The 15263-nt window shown below is 59.9% G+C and carries 18 protein-coding genes and 1 pseudogene; 6 read left to right on the top strand and 13 right to left on the bottom strand.

The features are described from left to right. Nucleotides 1–42: 42 nt before the first annotated feature. The gene (folD, locus tag ACM6IQ_RS10320) at nucleotides 43–897 is read left to right on the top strand and encodes a bifunctional methylenetetrahydrofolate dehydrogenase/methenyltetrahydrofolate cyclohydrolase FolD (protein ID WP_414878661.1); all 855 of its coding nucleotides are present in this window, start codon (nucleotides 43–45) and stop codon (nucleotides 895–897) included. Nucleotides 898–1136: 239 nt separating this feature from the next. Continuing rightward, the gene (gene pbpG / locus ACM6IQ_RS10315; protein WP_017337582.1) at nucleotides 1137–2075 is read left to right on the top strand and encodes a D-alanyl-D-alanine endopeptidase; all 939 of its coding nucleotides are present in this window, start codon (nucleotides 1137–1139) and stop codon (nucleotides 2073–2075) included. Between the two features lie 50 nt (nucleotides 2076–2125). Here the strand turns inward: pbpG and ACM6IQ_RS10310 are convergent, their stop codons facing one another. The 3 genes and pseudogenes from ACM6IQ_RS10310 to ACM6IQ_RS10300 all read right to left on the bottom strand — a co-directional run bounded on the left by ACM6IQ_RS10310 (nucleotide 2126) and on the right by ACM6IQ_RS10300 (nucleotide 3389). After that, nucleotides 2126–2341 carry a hypothetical protein gene (locus tag ACM6IQ_RS10310; protein WP_017337581.1) on the bottom strand — a complete coding sequence of 72 codons (216 nt, stop codon included), beginning with the start codon at nucleotides 2339–2341 and terminating at the stop codon, nucleotides 2126–2128. 19 nt (nucleotides 2342–2360) lie between these two features. Further along, nucleotides 2361–2567 carry a DUF6021 family protein gene (locus ACM6IQ_RS10305; protein WP_017337580.1) on the bottom strand — a complete coding sequence of 69 codons (207 nt, stop codon included), beginning with the start codon at nucleotides 2565–2567 and terminating at the stop codon, nucleotides 2361–2363. A 95-nt stretch (nucleotides 2568–2662) separates the two neighbouring features. Further along, nucleotides 2663–3389, bottom strand: a pseudogene (locus ACM6IQ_RS10300) (peptidase C39 family protein). Between the two features lie 166 nt (nucleotides 3390–3555). Between ACM6IQ_RS10300 and ACM6IQ_RS10295 the strand changes: the two are divergent. Beyond that, on the top strand, nucleotides 3556–3723 hold the full coding sequence (locus tag ACM6IQ_RS10295; RefSeq protein ID WP_017337578.1) for a hypothetical protein: 168 nt from the start codon (nucleotides 3556–3558) through the stop codon (nucleotides 3721–3723). Between the two features lie 78 nt (nucleotides 3724–3801). On the opposite strand, the gene ACM6IQ_RS10290 is transcribed toward ACM6IQ_RS10295, so the two are convergent. Together ACM6IQ_RS10290 and ACM6IQ_RS10285 are read right to left on the bottom strand one after the other, a co-directional pair. Further along, complete coding sequence (locus tag ACM6IQ_RS10290) at nucleotides 3802–4551, bottom strand: TerC family protein (protein ID WP_017337577.1); 750 nt, start codon at nucleotides 4549–4551, stop codon at nucleotides 3802–3804. Nucleotides 4552–4579: 28 nt separating this feature from the next. Next, a complete protein-coding gene (locus tag ACM6IQ_RS10285; protein ID WP_017337576.1) occupies nucleotides 4580–4822 on the bottom strand; it encodes a hypothetical protein in 243 nt (80 codons plus the stop codon). A 135-nt stretch (nucleotides 4823–4957) separates the two neighbouring features. Between ACM6IQ_RS10285 and nhaR the strand changes: the two genes are divergently transcribed. Further along, nucleotides 4958–5857, top strand: a complete 900-nt coding sequence (gene nhaR, locus ACM6IQ_RS10280) for a transcriptional activator NhaR (RefSeq protein ID WP_414878660.1) — start codon at nucleotides 4958–4960, stop codon at nucleotides 5855–5857. Nucleotides 5858–5861: 4 nt separating this feature from the next. On the opposite strand, the gene ACM6IQ_RS10275 is transcribed toward nhaR, so the two are convergent. Beyond that, nucleotides 5862–7016 carry an MFS transporter gene (locus ACM6IQ_RS10275; RefSeq protein WP_414878659.1) on the bottom strand — a complete coding sequence of 385 codons (1155 nt, stop codon included), beginning with the start codon at nucleotides 7014–7016 and terminating at the stop codon, nucleotides 5862–5864. A 278-nt stretch (nucleotides 7017–7294) separates the two neighbouring features. On the opposite strand from ACM6IQ_RS10275, the gene sstT reads away from it, so the two are divergent. Continuing rightward, entirely contained in the window at nucleotides 7295–8527 is a 1233-nt protein-coding gene (sstT, locus tag ACM6IQ_RS10270; RefSeq protein WP_414878658.1) for a serine/threonine transporter SstT, read from the top strand. Between the two features lie 71 nt (nucleotides 8528–8598). Here sstT and ACM6IQ_RS10265 read toward each other — a convergent pair whose 3' ends face one another. Genes ACM6IQ_RS10265 through ACM6IQ_RS10245 form a run of 5 tightly spaced genes read right to left on the bottom strand, consistent with a single transcriptional unit; the run spans nucleotide 8599 to nucleotide 12712 of the window. Beyond that, on the bottom strand, nucleotides 8599–9108 hold the full coding sequence (locus tag ACM6IQ_RS10265) for a DUF1993 domain-containing protein (protein ID WP_414878657.1): 510 nt from the start codon (nucleotides 9106–9108) through the stop codon (nucleotides 8599–8601). Nucleotides 9109–9148: 40 nt separating this feature from the next. Next, nucleotides 9149–10669 carry an ArnT family glycosyltransferase gene (locus tag ACM6IQ_RS10260; RefSeq protein WP_414878656.1) on the bottom strand — a complete coding sequence of 507 codons (1521 nt, stop codon included), beginning with the start codon at nucleotides 10667–10669 and terminating at the stop codon, nucleotides 9149–9151. A 3-nt stretch (nucleotides 10670–10672) separates the two neighbouring features. Next, complete coding sequence (locus tag ACM6IQ_RS10255) at nucleotides 10673–10951, bottom strand: lipid-A-disaccharide synthase N-terminal domain-containing protein (protein WP_017337570.1); 279 nt, start codon at nucleotides 10949–10951, stop codon at nucleotides 10673–10675. After that, nucleotides 10948–11688: a glycosyltransferase family 2 protein gene (locus tag ACM6IQ_RS10250; RefSeq protein ID WP_414878655.1), complete on the bottom strand. Its 741-nt coding sequence runs from the start codon at nucleotides 11686–11688 to the stop codon at nucleotides 10948–10950. The genes ACM6IQ_RS10255 and ACM6IQ_RS10250 overlap by 4 nt, the downstream gene beginning before the upstream one ends. A gap of 46 nt (nucleotides 11689–11734) precedes the next feature. Beyond that, nucleotides 11735–12712, bottom strand: coding sequence for an NAD-dependent epimerase (locus ACM6IQ_RS10245; protein ID WP_017337568.1), 978 nt, complete (start codon nucleotides 12710–12712; stop codon nucleotides 11735–11737). 310 nt (nucleotides 12713–13022) lie between these two features. Between ACM6IQ_RS10245 and ACM6IQ_RS10240 the strand changes: the two genes are divergently transcribed. Continuing rightward, the gene (locus ACM6IQ_RS10240) at nucleotides 13023–13670 is read left to right on the top strand and encodes a YceH family protein (RefSeq protein ID WP_414878654.1); all 648 of its coding nucleotides are present in this window, start codon (nucleotides 13023–13025) and stop codon (nucleotides 13668–13670) included. 29 nt (nucleotides 13671–13699) lie between these two features. Here the strand turns inward: ACM6IQ_RS10240 and ACM6IQ_RS10235 are convergent, their stop codons facing one another. After that, complete coding sequence (locus tag ACM6IQ_RS10235) at nucleotides 13700–14218, bottom strand: cupin domain-containing protein (RefSeq protein WP_414878653.1); 519 nt, start codon at nucleotides 14216–14218, stop codon at nucleotides 13700–13702. A 298-nt stretch (nucleotides 14219–14516) separates the two neighbouring features. Beyond that, the gene (locus ACM6IQ_RS10230; RefSeq protein WP_017337565.1) at nucleotides 14517–15254 is read right to left on the bottom strand and encodes an S-methyl-5'-thioinosine phosphorylase; all 738 of its coding nucleotides are present in this window, start codon (nucleotides 15252–15254) and stop codon (nucleotides 14517–14519) included. Between the last annotated feature and the right edge of the window lie 9 nt (nucleotides 15255–15263).

Below are 15263 nucleotides of genomic sequence, written 5' to 3'. Positions count from 1 at the left end.
TGCGTTCTCTTTTTTTCCCCTCTCGATGGTTAATCACGCGCAATGACTGCACAACTAATCGACGGCAAATCGATCGCCGCCAGCCTGCGCCAGCAGATCGCCAAACGCGTTACCGAGCGTCGCCAGCAAGGCCTGCGCACGCCGGGCCTCGCGGTGATCCTGGTCGGCAGCGATCCCGCCTCTCAGGTTTATGTCTCGCACAAGCGTAAAGACTGTGAAGAGGTCGGCTTCATTTCCCAAGCCTACGACCTGCCTTCCGAAACCACTCAAGAAGCGCTGACCGATCTGATCGATCGCCTGAACGACGACCCGGCAATCGACGGCGTTCTGCTTCAGCTGCCTTTGCCTGAACACCTGGATGCTTCCAAATTGCTGGAGCGCATCCGTCCAGACAAAGACGTCGACGGCTTCCATCCTTATAACGTCGGCCGCCTCGCCCAGCGTATTCCGCTGCTGCGCCCGTGCACGCCAAAAGGGATCATGGCACTGCTGGAAAGCACCGGTGCCGATCTTTACGGGATGGACGCCGTGGTTGTCGGCGCCTCCAACATTGTTGGCCGTCCGATGGCAATGGAATTGCTGCTGGCCGGTTGCACCGTGACTGTCACCCACCGTTTCACCAAGGATCTGGCGGGCCACGTCGGTCGCGCCGATCTGGTGGTTGTCGCCGCCGGCAAACCGGGCCTGGTCAAGGGTGAGTGGATCAAGGAAGGGGCCATCGTGATCGACGTCGGCATCAACCGTCAGGAAGACGGCAAACTGGTCGGCGACGTCATCTACGAAACCGCCCTGCCCCGCGCTGGCTGGATCACGCCAGTACCCGGTGGCGTGGGCCCGATGACCCGCGCCTGCCTGCTGGAAAACACGCTGTACGCGGCAGAAACCCTGCACAGCTGAGTTCACGCTTGAGCATCAGCGATGAACAAAAGAACCCCGCCAATGGCGGGGTTCTTTTTGCCCGGAGAATGAACGCTACCATTCGCCGGAAACCCGCTGTTTTGTGGGGGGTTTCAAGGACTTTCACCGGTTGATTGAACAACCATCGACAGTTCTTCAGCCATACTCCTAAAATGCGTCGGTTTTCAAGAAACAGCCCGTTACAGAACGGCAAATCCACACCTTATGAGTCTGCCAGCGTGAAAATCCGTCTTTCCATCCTGAGCCTATTTTTTGCAATTACAGGGACGTTCATCACGCCAACGGTCAATGCTGCCGATACCACCGCGGCACCTCGAGATACGAAACAACTCAAGCTGGCTTCCGGCAGCTCGTTGCTGCTGGATATGCAGACCAACAAAGTCATCTATGCCAGCAACCCCGATGTGGTTGTCCCTATCGCCTCCGTCAGCAAATTGATGACCGGTCTCGTGGTGGTCGAAGCCAGGCAGAACATGGACGAGTACATCAATATCAACATCAGCGATACGCCAGAAATGAAAGGCGTATTTTCCAGGGTGAAACTCAAAAGCGAATTGCCGCGCCGGGAAATGCTGCTGATCGCCCTGATGTCCTCGGAAAACCGCGCCGCCGCAAGCCTGGCCCACCACTATCCGGGCGGCTATGTCGCATTCATTGCCGCGATGAACGCCAAGGCCAAGGCGTTGGGCATGACCAGCACCCACTTCGTCGAACCAACCGGCCTCTCCCCTCGTAACGTCTCTACCGCCCGCGACCTGAGCAAATTGCTGATCGCCGCGCACAAGTACCCGTTATTGACCGAGTTGAGCACCACCAAGGAAAAAACCGTCTCGTTCCGCAAACCCAACTACAGCCTGGGCTTCCGCAATACCGACCATTTGGTCGGCAAGCCGAACTGGGACATCAAGCTGACGAAAACCGGCTTCACCAACGAGGCCGGCCATTGTCTCGTGCTGGTGACCAGCATGGGCAATCGTCCGGTGGCGCTGGTGATTCTCGACGCCTTCGGCAAGTACACGCACTTTGCCGATGCCAGTCGCATTCGCAACTGGGTCGAGACCGGCAAGGGCGCAGACGTTCCTTCCGTGGCCCTGCAATACAAATCGGAAAAGAACCTCAAGCACCGTCAGAGCGGTGTGGTTGAAGCCTCGAAGTAACGACGCTGACAGCAAAAGCCCCGATCAGTCGGGGCTTTTTTTCGTCCGCGTTAATCATTCGGCAGCGGCATCTGGTCGTCATCCGGAATGCCATCGCCGGCACTCGGATCCCTTCTGCCCTGAGGATGTTCGGTCGGCACCACCACAGGCCTGGCCAATGGGTCGCGCATCGGGCTGTCAGGGTCCATCACCGGATCAATGTCGTCTTCGGGGGTGGTGGGAACACTGTCCGGACGCTTGTCGTCAAAACTCGAATCGGTCGACATATACACCTCGCACTGAACGTCAGGGTTTCAGATTTGCCAGCGGGTCGTAAGGTTTCGCGGGGGCCTTGGTATCCTCGCCAGGCTTTACATCCTTGGGCGCCTTGGCCGGGCCGACAGGATCGACCTGCGGATCGGCGAGGTCCGGCGAATCAGGGTCAAAACCCAATTCGTCGCCTGATGAATGCTCAGACGAGTGCGGGCCGGTGGGTGCAGTGGGATTTGTCATGAATGCCTCCTTGGAACTGGCCCGGAAAAATCCGGGCCCTTATTCCTCAGAGGCCAACCGCGCGCTGCAGTGCAATGCAGATGACGAACGGAAAATTACTGAGCGCCCAGTGCCTTCTTCGCACGAGCCGCCGCTTGCTCCTGACCGGCCTGAGCCAGGTCACTCGCCGCTTTTAACCAGCGTTGCTGATCGACATTGGCCGGAATCTGGTTCGGCTTCTGGATCAGCACCGCCCAACCGCCGGCGTCCTTGAAAGCCGACTCAAACGAACCGAAGCTCATCAATTCCCGACGATTCATCCCGGCGCGCAGCAGGACGGTCCGCTTCTGACGGTTGTACCCGGCGAGAATCGCGTAACGCGGTTCCGCCCAAAAGGCCGAGCCCTCGGTGAAACGCACCATCACCGGATAGCCTGCCGCGACCTGGGTCAGCAGCGCAGGCAAATGGCTGTCGAGGGGATAAACGACCATGCCGTACTCGCGGGCGAGGTTTTGCATGTTCTGTTGCAATTGCGCTTCGGCGCCCGGTACGTGCAGGGGTTTTTCGAGCAAACCCGGTGTAATCACAATGCCCTGTTGCGACAGCATGCTCGCCAGGACCTGCGGTCCGCATTGATAATCTTGCCCGCGGTAGAACGTGCCGCTGAGCTCAACCCGTTCCGGCAGCCGCTTGACCTCAGGCGCAACGCTTCCCGCGCAGCCGGCCAGACCCGCAACACAACCGGCAATCAGTGCTGCCATTCGAATTCGCGACATTACCCGCACCCTCATCACTCCGTTGTTCAATCGCCGTCATTCTGCTCCCGGCCTGGCCGTCGATCATAGGACGCCACGCAGCAGCGGTATAGCCTTAACCGGCAGTTCAGTGCATTCGATAGAGCGAACTGGTTGATGAAGGCGACCTTTGGTCAATAGCCTGAAACATGGCAGCGACTAGACTGTCACTTGCAGAGAGTGTGTGCCCGCAGCAGGGCAAAGAGGAGGCACCGATGAGCCTGACAATGACCATAATCATGTTGATTTCCGGCTGGCTGGCCGTTGCCGCCGCCATGTTGTGGGGCGTCCTGCGAATTACGCGCCGGCACCATCACCCTGCCCACCCCCTTCAGGTAGCGAAGACCGATAAACCGGCTCCCCGCCACGCGACGGCACATTGACCCGCGCATTCAAACGGCCCGAACAAAAAAGGCCGCCTGAGCTCTTGCGAGCGCAGGCGGCCTTTTGTTTATCGCAGGTTACGCTTCAGCGGCGATGCGCTTCTGCTTGGCCCGCCGGGACATCATGTTCAAGCCCTCGATCGTGGCCGAGAACGCCATGGCCGCGTAGACATAGCCTTTCGGTACGTGGGCGCCGAAGCCTTCGGCGATCAACGTCATGCCGATCATGATCAGGAAGCCCAGCGCCAGCATCACCACCGTCGGGTTGTCGTTGATGAACTTGGCCAACGGGTCCGCCGCGAGCAACATCACCAGCACCGACACCACCACCGCGATGATCATGATCGGCAAATGCTCGGTCATGCCGACAGCGGTAATGATGCTGTCGATGGAGAACACCATGTCCAGCATCAGGATCTGACCGATCGCTGCGGCAAAGCCCAGGGTCACGGTCGAGGTGGCCGACTTCGGATCATCCGGCGCAGGGTCCATGCTGTGGTGGATTTCAGTGGTCGCTTTCCACAACAGGAACAGGCCACCGGCGATCAGGATCATGTCTTTCCAGGAGAACGCGTGGCCGAGGATCTCGATCACAGGCTCAGTCAACTGGACGATGAACGCAATGGTGCTCAGCAGTGCCAGTCGCAGGATCAGCGCCATGCCGATACCAATGCGCCGCGCTTTCTGCCGATGCTGCTCCGGCAGTTTATTGGTCAGGATCGAGATGAAGATCAGGTTGTCGATGCCGAGCACGATTTCCATCACCACCAACGTAGCCAGGGCAACCCAGGCGGTGGGGCTTGCAGCAAGTTCTAAAAGGTATTCCATGGGTCAGTCCTGACTCGTTTAAGACGGTTTAGATTTCCTGGGACGAAGATTCGGATTTCTCTTTGTCGTCGCCCGATGGTTCTTTCTTGCTGATCAGCCCGCCGGTGGCATCGCTGATCGCTTGCTCGGCGGCCTTGTGGGTGTCGTCAATCGCCTGCTTGGCGGATTCGGCAGCCTTGCCCATCAGTTGCTGAGCGCTTTTTTCAGCCTGGTCGCAACCGGCCAATACCAGTAAAGACGCGATCAGCAGTGCCGTGGTTTTAAGCTTCATGATGCTTTCCTCGATAGAACCGAACAGGCCGAAACGATGGCCCGTTGATAGCGAGGCATTCTAGGGAGGCAAACACTTCAGGAAAATTCGTATTTTTGGCGGTTATACTTCGATTTTAACGAACTGTAGGTCGCCATGCTCAACTATCGACAACTGCATTATTTCTGGGTGGTGGCCAAGACCGGCAGCATCGTCCGTGCCTGCGAGCAGCTGAACCTGACGCCGCAGACCATCAGCGGGCAGATATCCTTGCTCGAACAAACGTATGGCATCGAATTGTTTCGCCGGGTTGGCCGACAGTTGGAGCTCACCGAAGCCGGGCGTCAGGCCCTGCCCTACGCCGAACAGATGTTTCAGCTCGGCGGCGAACTGGAGTTGATGTTGCTGGCGCAACCCAACGAGCAGCAGATTCTGTTTCGGGTCGGCGTGGCCGACGTTGTGCCCAAATCCATCGTTTATCGCCTGATTGCGCCAACCATGGAGTTGAGCGAGCCGCTGCGTATCACCTGTCGCGAGGACAAACTCGAACGCTTGCTCGCCGACCTGGCGATTCAGCGCCTCGACCTGGTGATCTCCGACAGCCCGATGCCGTCGCACCTGGACATCAAGGGCTACAGCCAGAAACTCGGGGAATGCGGGATCAGCTTCTTCGCCACCCCTGAACTGGCGGCACAGTACGGTCGGGACTTTCCCCGCAGCCTGCACGGCGCGCCACTGCTGATTCCGGGACCGGAAACCGTTGTGCGCAGCCGCTTGCAGCGCTGGTTTGCCGAGCAACAGATCCAGCCGCGGATCGTCGGCGAGTTCGATGACAGCGCCCTGATGCAGGCGTTTGGCCAATCCGGCAGCGGGATTTTCATCGGCCCGAGCGTGATTGCCGATGAAGTGAAACGCCAATGCAGCGTGGAACTGATTGGCCAGACCGACGCCGTGACCGAATCGTTCTACGCCATTTCGGTGGAACGCAAGGTCAAGCACCCCGGCATCGTTGCGATTACCGAAGGTGCCCGGCGCGAACTGTTCACCGCGATGTAAGGTGTCAGGCGCAGATTTCGCGGGGCTTGAAGGTCATCAGCGCCATGGCCAGCAGAATCGAAGCCAGGATGAAAGCCGCCGCCGCAAAGCCAAGCCCGCCCAAGCCAACGCTGTCGATCACGCGCCCGCCGACCATCGCACCCAAACCGATCCCGAGGTTGGCCCCGGCAATGTTCAGCGACGCGGCAAAGGCCGGCGCCTCAGGCGCTGCCTTCATCAAACGCACATGACTGACCAGGAACAACGCAGCCTGCGTCACGCCCCAGATCCCCATCGCGGCCGCCAGCCCCAGTGGCGAATGAATGTTCGGCACCAGCGCCACCATGCCGGCAATCATGAAGGCGCAGAACGTCACGGAAGCGATCAGCGGATGACGATCCACCGCACGACCGCCCAACGAGTTGCCGATCAAGCCGACTGCGCCGAAGCCCATCAGGCACCAGCCCACCACCGTGCCGTTGAAACCGGCCAACCGCTCAAGGATGTCAGCCAGGTAGGTGTAAGCGGTGAACATGCCGCTGAACACCAGGATCGACAGCAACACGTGCCCAATCATCAGCGGACTGCGCAGGATCTTGAACTGTGAACGGAAACTCACCTGATGCTGGTGCAGGCTGGTTTTCGGCAAGTAGATAAACAGCAACAACGCCTTGGCAAACGCGATGACCGCCAGAATGCCGAAGGCACTGCGCCAACCGAATGCATCGGAAATCAGCGTGCCGACCGGAATCCCAAACACCGTGGCGCAGACGATGCCAAAACCGATCTTGGCGATGGCGCGTCCTGCGTAATCCGGCCCGACGATGTCCACCGCTGTCTCACTGGCCAGCGCCCAGAACACCGGCAGCCCGAGCGCGGGGATCAACCGCGCAATGGCCATCACCCAAATGTTCGGCGCAAACGCTGCGAGGGTGTTGGCCAGGCCGAACATGATCAACACCGAGATGAACAGCTTGCGCCGTTCGAATCGGGCGAAGTACGCAGTCAGGAATGGCCCGAACGCGGCGACGGTGAAGGCGAACAAGGTCACCAGCAAACCCGCTTGCGGGATGGTGACTTCGAGGTCTCGGGCAATCGCCGGCAACAGGCCGACGATGACGAATTCCGTGGTCAGCACCGTAAAACCGGCAGCGGACAACAGAAGGATGGGCAACAGCATGCAGAACTCCAGAAAACGGCGACACCAGCGATAGCCCGAAGGCCCACTGGCAGAGATGAAAATGAGGATGCGCAATGTTAACAGAGTGTTTCCGAAGGGGGTTGCACGAACCTGCAATTCGCGTTTAACCGGCGGGCGGCAGATCGTCACAGGTCTGAAGGATGACGACGACGCTGTGATAAAGTCCGCGCCCTGCGATTCGTACACCCTGATCATCGCCCATTTGATGGCCCCGATGTCGCGACAACCCCGCACCTAATAAAATCAGAGATGCCGTTATGACCGCTTCATCCCCTTCGTTACTGCAACGCTTGAAACGCTTGAGCCTGGTTTCGCAAATCATCATCGGCCTGCTCGCCGGGATTGCCCTGGCGCTGGTTGCGCCCGAGGTGGCGAAGTCCACCGCGTTTATCGGCAAAGTGTTCGTCTCGGCGCTGAAAGCCGTCGCGCCGATTCTGGTGTTCGTGCTGGTCATGGCGTCGATCGCCAACCACAAGCACGGCCAGGAAACCCACATCCGGCCGATTCTGTTTCTGTACCTGCTCGGCACGTTCGCCGCCGCAGTGGTCGCGGTCGTGGCCAGTATGATGTTCCCGTCGAGCCTGGTGCTGGCCACTCACGACGTCGCGGTGACGGCGCCGGGCGGTATCAGTGAAGTGCTGAAAAGTCTGCTGCTGAGCGTGGTGGACAACCCGGTCAGCGCGCTGATGAATGCCAACTTCATCGGCATTCTGGCGTGGGCCATTGGCATGGGCATTGCCATTCGCCATGCCGGCGACACCACCCGTGAAGTGCTCGGCGATTTGTCTAACGGCGTGACCCTGATCGTGCGCCTGGTAATTCGTTTCGCGCCGCTGGGGATTTTCGGCCTGGTGGCATCGACGCTTGCCACTTCCGGTTTTGGTGCCTTGGTCGGCTACGCGCATCTGCTGGCGGTTTTGCTGGGCTGCATGCTGTTTGTGGCGCTGGTGATGAACCCGGTAATCGTGTTCTGGAAGCTGCGTCGCAACCCGTATCCACTGGTGCTCATGTGCCTGCGTGAAAGCGGCATCACGGCGTTTTTTACCCGCAGCTCGGCGGCGAACATTCCGGTCAACCTGGAACTGAGCAAGCGTCTGGGGCTGCACGAGGACACTTATTCGGTTTCCATTCCGCTGGGCGCCACCATCAACATGGCGGGTGCTGCGATCACCATCACCGTGTTGACGCTGGCGGCTGTGCATACGCTGGGTATCGCTGTGGATATTCCGACTGCCATTCTGTTGAGCGTCGTTTCGGCGATTTGTGCCTGCGGTGCGTCGGGTGTGGCGGGTGGCTCGCTATTGCTGATTCCATTGGCGTGCAGTCTGTTTGGTATTCCCAGTGAAATCGCCATGCAGGTGGTGGCGGTCGGTTTCATTATCGGGGTGTTGCAGGATTCGGCGGAGACTGCGTTGAATTCGTCTACTGATGTGCTGTTTACGGCGGCGGCTTGTTTGGGGGAGAAGGAGAAGGTTCAGCAGTTGGCGTGATGCGCTAATGCCTACACATGAAAAAGCCCCCGCAACCTGAGGCTGCGGGGGCTTTTTTGTACCCGGGCGGTTTAGAACGCGCCCATGTAATCGCGCTTGCCCACTTCCACGCCGTTGTGGCGCAGCAGCGCATAAGCGGTGGTGACGTGGAAGAAGAACTGCGGCAAGCCGTAGCTCAGCAAGTAAGCCTGGCCGCTGAAGCGCTTCTCTTTCGGCGTGCCTGGACGAGTAACGATCTCGATGCCTTCCTTGCCGTTGATCTGCTCAGGCTTGATCTCACCGATGTAACCCAGAACCTTGGTCAGCAGCGCTTGCAACTCGGCGAAGGTGGTTTCAGTGTCGTCGTACTTCGGCACTTCGATCTCGGCCAGACGCGAAGAAACACCCTTGGCGAAATCCACCGCGATCTGCACCTGACGCACCAGCGGGAACATGTCAGGGAACAGACGGGCTTGCAGGAAAGCATTTGGGTCAATGTTCTTGGCGGTGGCGTGGGCTTCGGCCTTGTTCAGAACATCGCTCAGGGCAGTGAGCATTTGTTTGAAAACCGGAACGGAAGCGTCATACAGGGAAATGGTCATGGCAGTCTCGTGTGGTGACAGATGTAAAACGTGGGGTCGATTATAGCGATGCACGGTCCCAGGTGAAGCGATAGATATGGCCGGGCGGGCCGGGATGACAATTGCCGTTATCGGCGTCGGCACCGACGATCGACCACTGCGCCCGGGAGGTTTCACCCAGCTCGCGGGCGGCCTGAGAATTGAAACACCGGGCGAGCTGATCATCCGGGACCAATGCGTACGCCTGCGGATGTTCGCGCAGCCACCGCGCCGCCTGCTCGACCGTTGAACCCGCCATTCCGAAATGCACGATCGGCTGCCTTGCGAACAACCAATGGCCCTCACGCCAATTGACCAACACCAGGTCGGCGCCCTGGGTCATGGCAGCCGCCTGCGCCATCAACGCCTCGTGGGGATTGGCACCGTCCTTGACCGGCTCGATGAAACCGCGGGCGAACCACAGCGCAAACCAGGTCACGGCCACCCCCTGAAAGATCCGCCAGCCGAGCAGGCGTCGACGGAACCAGCGCTTGAACAGCCACGGCATCAGCGGCGCGGCAATCAGCACCAGCCCCGGTAATGCCGGGTAGATGTACAACTTGCGCTTGCCGCTGCTCAGGCAGAAAAAAAGCACGACCAGCAGCACCCACCCCAGCAGCACCAGCACTCGACCGTCGCGCTTGCGCAATTGCCGGCCCCAGGCGGGAATCAGCCATGGCAACGCGAGCACCAACGGCAGCCAATATTGCGGAATAACGCTGATGAAGAAATACCAGAACGGCTCGCGATGGTCCCAGGCTGCGGCATAGCGCCCCGCCGTCTGGCGCAGCAGGATTTCCCGCGCATAGGCGATCTCGTCAGCACCGCCATTGAGCGCGATGGACAGCGCCAAGGGCAGCAGCCAGATGGCAACCGCGCCCAGCACCACCACAACACCCATACACCATTTGCGCGCCTCGCCCGGCATCGCCACCACACCGGGCCAGCCTTTGCGCACCGCGTAGGCATACGGAATCAGCATCAACGCCGGCACGAAGCCGACCCCTTTAGTGATCACGCCGATCCCCATGGCGCCGCATCCGGCGTAAAACCAGCGCCAGGCAGGCCCGAGCAGCAGATGACGGGCCAGGCCATACAGGCCCAGCGAGGTGAACAGAATCAGAAAACTGTCGATCTGGCCGGTGCGCAGAATGCTGTACGTCTGATAGGTCGCCAGGTACAACAGCGCCGCCGTTCGACCGGCTCGCCGGTTCCAGAGTCGGCGGCCCAGGTCGTAGAGCATGGCCGTGACCGAAGTAGCGGACAGCAGCCCCGGAATATACAGGGCAATGGCGGGCATCCCGGTGATCCAGGTGAAAAACGCCACGGTCCACATGAATATTGGGGGTTTATCGCCGTAAATCTCCGCGGCGCGATGGGGAATCAACCACGAACCGTTGTGCAGCATCTCCAGCGCCACACCGAGGAAGCGTTCTTCATCGACATTCTGCGGCTGGCGCAATCCCAGTCCCGCGCCAACCAACAACAGAGCAAGCAGCATCAGCCCCAGGCATTCGACGCCGGGTGACAGGGTTCGGCGCATGGGTCAGTCCTTCACGGTTTTGCTGCGGGCAATCAATTGCAGGTTGCGCAAGTAAACGATGGAGCCGAACGCCTGGCCGGCGATGAACACCGGGTCCTGCCGGTAAATCGCATAGGCGAACAACAGCGTGCTGCCGATGATGCTCAGGTACCAGAAGCTCACCGGGATCACGCTGCGTTTTTTGTATTCGCTGTACAGCCACTGCAGGACGAAGCGACCGGTGAAGGCGATCTGGCCACTGAAACCGACCACCAGCCACAGGGTTTCGCGGGACAGGTTCATCCTTCGATCTCCTGCGCTTGGGTATTCAGACGCGTGCGCCGGATCAGCCACCAGACACCGATCAGGTCGAGAACACCCACCAGCGCACGGTCAATGTTGCCGTACTTGGAAACCCCGGCCGTGCGCGATCGGTGGTTGACCGGGTGGGTGATCATGCGGCCGTTGTGGCGCTGGATCAGCGCAGGAATGTAGCGGTGCATATGGTCGAAATACGGCAAACGCAGAAACGCCGCGCGCTGGATCAGTTTCAGCCCGCAACCAGTGTCCGGCGTCTGGTCCTTGAGCATGCGCCGGCGTATGCCGTTGGCAAACCGCGAAGCCCAGCGCTTGCTCGCGGTGTCGCGGCGGTTGACCCGATGCCCGGCCACCAATTGCAGGTCGACGCCTGCGCGCTCACTGCGCACCAGTGCCAGCATGCCGGGGATGTCCGCCGGGTCGTTTTGACCGTCGCCATCGAGGGTGGCCAGCCATTGGCCCCGGGCGGCGAGCGCGGCGTGGTAGAGCGAAGTGCTCTGCCCCAGCGATTGCTCATGCCGCAGGATGCGCAACGTGCTCAGGCCGCTGTGCCGGGTGTCGCGCAATGCCTGCAAGGTGGCGTCAGTGCTGCCATCGTCGACAACGATGACTTCGTACGCTTCATCCGCCAGTGCGATGCGGATTTCTTCCAGCAGCGTGGTGAGATTGCTCGCTTCGTTCTTGGCCGGAATCAGCACCGATACAAATAGGTCTTGGCTCATAGAGGCCCCTGTTTCCCTGGATTTTTCATGATCGAGGGCCAATGTTTCAAATCTGATAAAAGTGGCGATACCACTTCACGAATTGCGCAACGCCGGTCTCGACCGACACCTGCGGAAGAAAATCGACCCATTGCGCCAATGCCGACACGTCTGCCCAGGTCTTGAGCACATCGCCCGCCTGCATCGGCAGCAAATTGCGCCGGGCTTGCCGGTCCAGGGCCGACTCCAGACAATCGACGAAATCCAGCAGTGCCACAGGCATGCCGCGTCCGATATTGAAAATCCGGTTGATGCCCTCGCCAGCCGACTCCGGCAACGGCGGACGCGGACGCAGGCGCGCGATGCTTTCGACGATGTCATCGATGTAGGTGAAATCCCGCGACATCAAGCCCTGGTTGTAGAGTTCGATCGGCCTGTCGTTGAGGATCGCTTCGGTGAACTTGAACAGCGCCATGTCAGGGCGACCCCAAGGTCCGTATACGGTAAAGAAGCGCAGGCCGCTGGCCTTGATTCCATACAGATGGCAGTAGCTGTGGGCCATCAGCTCATTGGCGCGCTTGGTCGCGGCGTACAGCGAAACCGGATGATCGACGGCATCTTCGACGCAGAACGGCATTTTGCTGTTGGTGCCGTACACCGAGCTGCTCGAGGCATAGATCAGATGCTCGGGGCGATGGTGTCGGCAGGCTTCCAGCACATTCAGAAACCCCGTCAGGTTCGATTGCGCATACACGTCCGGGTTGTCCAGCGAATAGCGAACGCCGGCCTGGGCGGCCAGGTGGATAACTTCTGTGAAGTCGTGCTTCTGGAACAATGCCAATAGCGCAGGCTTGTCGACGATATCCAGCGTCTGGAACTGAAAGCCCGACAAGGCACGCAGCTCCTTGAGCCGGGCGTGTTTGAGTTCCACGCTGTAGTAGTCGTTGAGATTATCGATGCCGACCACTTCAAGACCTTGCTCACACAAGCGCTTGACCGTATGAAAACCGATGAAACCGGCGGCGCCGGTGACCAGCACGGTCATGGCAGGCACGCGCTGATCAGCGCATTATTACGGGTCGTTCCCAATGTCAGCGTCATGCCTTGCTCCAGGTTGCAGTCAGTAAGGCCAGTGACGTCGTCGATACGTTCTGACGCCGCGCCTGTCAGGCGCAGCCGTCATTTCGCGGCCCTGCATACGGTGCCCGCCGGAATGTAAAAATAGCGTTATGGATTGATGTAGCTTTTATGACCATTGTCGGGTGGCGCGACGAATTCATTTGCCATTGGCGCGCGCCAATCTAAAGTGCATGCCAGCAGGAGAAGACTATGAACCGGGGTAAGGACGCAGCATCATGAGCACTGAGCAAGAAACGACTTTCGACGAACCACGCCTGAACAGCACGGAAATCCGCATTCTCGGTTCGTTGATCGAGAAACAGGCCACCAGCCCGGAAACCTATCCGCTGACCCTCAATGCCCTGGTGATTGCCTGCAACCAGAAAACCAGCCGCGAACCGGTGATGAACCTCACCCAGGGCCAGGTCGGCCAGAGCCTGCGCGCCCTCGAAGGTCGCGGGTTTACCAGACTGGTGATGGGCAGCCGGGCCGATCGCTGGGAACACAAGGTCGACAAGGCCCTGGAGCTGGTGCCGGCACAGGTGATTCTGACGGGACTGCTGTTTCTGCGAGGTCCGCAGACGGTCAACGAACTGCTGACCCGCAGCGGCCGCATGCATGAGTTCGAAGATGCCGAACAGGTCGTGCATCAACTTGAACGGTTGATTGCTCGCGGTCTGGCGTTGCTGATTCCGCGGCAGGCCGGGCAGCGGGAGGATCGCTATATGCATGCGCTGGGTGATCCGGCGGATATCGAAGCGATCCTCGCGGCGCGGCAAAATCCGGTCGAGCGTGGGGCCGGCAGCGGTGTTTCCGTGGAGCGGATCGAAGAGCTGGAGGCGCGCATTGCGGCGCTGGAAGAGCGGCTGGCACGGCTCGAATAAACCGACGGCACATTTGGCGAGTGGCGTACCTACTCGCCGTCCCAGTAATCCACGCCGTCAGACGGCCGGGCAATGGCGACGAAGCCCGACGCATTGCCCTCGGCATCGACCTTGAAGTCGTCCATCACCGCGTATTTGCCAGAATCAGGGTACTCGCAGATTTCCGGCGATTGCTGGGTGCTGACCGCCAGGTAGCGCAGCTCGCCGGTGCTGGTGTTGATGATCTGGTGTGCCGCTTCCGGACCGCCCGGCGGGCAGGCGATCACGTCACCCGCACGGATGGGAAAACGCTCGGCCCCGAGACGGATCTCCCCTTCCCCGGCCACCACATAAAACATTTCCTCATTGACCCGATGACTGTGAAACGGACTGCCACGCATCCCCGGTTCCAGCACGTACAAGCGATAGCCAAGCTTTTGCGCACCCAGTTGCTGACCGACGCGGGCCATCCGCTGCCGATAGCGCCCGGCCGTTTCACCGGTCGGCGCAAGAGCTTCGGGCAGCGGTTCAAGGTCGACCTGATTCAGGTTGAGAATGGCGGGATGCATGAAAACCTCGGGGCACGGTGTTTGTTGTCTGGATGGGCAAGTCTTTGCTTGCTGGCGAGCAGTATAGGCCGGGAAAAGTACTGCGACCGGCTCGAATCCGGGTCGCGGCAATCATGGGCAAGCCGCTCGTGTCTTGAGCCGGAATCAGACTGGGGGTGAAAGCGGTGAGAGGCAAGCTGGGTGCCCGCAGTCATCGACTTCCAGAGGATACGGCTCAATTATTCTCGTCATGGAATCAACGCCGCTTGAAACCCGGTGAATCGTGAGGCGACCGGAGAGGTCATCCGGTCGCTTGAGCTCAACCCGCCAATACCCGCGCCAATGTGGATTTGACCTTGCCCATGCCGTCATGCAGCGCCTGCTCGATCTCCGCCATGGTGATCACCGCTGTCGACTTGCCCGCTGCCGGGTTCACCACCAATGCCAGACAGGCGTAATCCAGTTCCAGCTCGCGTGCCAACGCTGCTTCCGGCATGCCGGTCATGCCGACGATGTCGCAGCCGTCACGCTCCAGGCGCGCAATCTCCGCCACTGTTTCCAGACGCGGGCCCTGGGTGCACGCATACACGCCATGGCTGCTGTAGCCGACGCCTTCAGCCGCCAGCGCCGCGATCAATTGCTGACGCAGCGATTCGCTGTAGGGATAGCTGAAGTCGATATGGGTGACCTGCTCCAGGTCATCGGCAAAATAGGTGTGTTCGCGGCCGCTGGTGTAGTCGATCAGTTGGTGCGGCACGCAGAAATGTCCGGTGCCCATGGCGGCATGAATCCCCCCTACTGCATTGACTGCAAGGATCGCCTCGGCACCGGCCTGCTTCAATGCCCAGAGGTTGGCGCGGTAGTTCACCTGATGCGGTGGAAAACGGTGCGGGTGCCCGTGACGTGCGAGGAACAACACTTCCTTGCCGGCATACTCACCGATCTGCACTTCGGCCGAAGGTGCGCCATAAGGAGTGTCCACCGCCAACGACTGACGAATGCTCAGGCCTTCGAGTTGAGTCAGGCCGGTGCCACCAATAATCGCGTAAACCGTCATAACGTGAAG

This window comes from Pseudomonas sp. IT-P100 (genome assembly GCF_949767185.1).
GTDB classification, from domain to species: domain Bacteria; phylum Pseudomonadota; class Gammaproteobacteria; order Pseudomonadales; family Pseudomonadaceae; genus Aquipseudomonas; species Aquipseudomonas fluorescens_B.
The sequence above is the reverse complement of the archived record's forward strand: the minus strand, read 5'-3'. Positions and strand labels throughout refer to the sequence as shown.